Origin of the sequence: Halorubrum sp. Atlit-26R, assembly GCF_003666015.1 — an archaeon.
Lineage (GTDB): Archaea > Halobacteriota > Halobacteria > Halobacteriales > Haloferacaceae > Halorubrum.
The window spans coordinates 1-666 of record NZ_QPLT01000252.1 but is presented as its reverse complement, the minus strand read 5'-3'; the positions used below and the strand labels follow the sequence as shown (position 1 = coordinate 666).

Sequence of the window (666 nt, the reverse complement as noted above, 5' to 3'; positions counted from 1 at the left end):
ATCGTCGAACGATTCGACGGTAATGCGAAGGACATCGGGATGCGGCCGGTCGCGAGGGTCACTGTACTTGTCGGGCCAGCCGTCGTGGTTGGGCTCAGTCATTGGTGGTCTCCGTGTCTGCCAGCGTCGCAATTTCGTTCAGAAACCGAGTCACATGAGCCGCAAGGCTGTGAAACTCGATCGTTGTGTCGTCGCCAAATCGAACGTGCCGGTGATGCCAACCGAGATCGTCGTCGTCGTGCGCGTCGTCATACCGGAGCAGTTCGCCGATCTCAGGATGGTAGTACTGAAACCGATAGAACCACCCGTCCGGATACTCCTCGTCGCGGACAGCGAATATCTCCACGCGCCCACCGGGAACAGCGCGGTTTAACTCGATCGGGTGACGCTTCGACATCCTACTGTACTATAACCTATGATGTTATAGGTCATAAGTTTACGGGACCGAAGTACAGTTCTCGATTAGAGCGAGGGCGTGGCCAACGTGTACGTTGGCGACCTCTCCGACGTGCTGTCGGCACATTGGTCGGCGCATGTGAACGAGAAGACGCACCAGTTCTGGGCGTACCGGTCGTTCATCGACCGGCTTGCGACAACTGCTGAGGAGTATGGCATCACGGTTGAAGTCCGGTCGAAACCGTACACGACGACTGAATGCCCGGTGTG

At 57.2% G+C, this 666-nt stretch carries 1 protein-coding gene and 1 pseudogene; one reads left to right on the top strand and one right to left on the bottom strand.

The genetic code is table 11. The features are described from left to right. Nucleotides 1-94: 94 nt before the first annotated feature. Nucleotides 95-397: a DUF6516 family protein gene (locus tag DVK07_RS20405; protein ID WP_121598578.1), complete on the bottom strand. Its 303-nt coding sequence runs from the start codon at nucleotides 395-397 to the stop codon at nucleotides 95-97. Between the two features lie 72 nt (nucleotides 398-469). On the opposite strand from DVK07_RS20405, the pseudogene DVK07_RS20400 reads away from it, so the two are divergent. Then, nucleotides 470-666 (top strand): annotated as a pseudogene (locus DVK07_RS20400) (IS200/IS605 family transposon protein TnpB); the annotation flags it as partial.

What these genes read in the sequence shown, in the direction of transcription:
- DVK07_RS20405 (WP_121598578.1), bottom strand. Translation starts at nt 397, where the DNA reads ATGTCGAAGCGTCACCCGATCGAGTTAAACCGCGCTGTTCCCGGTGGG.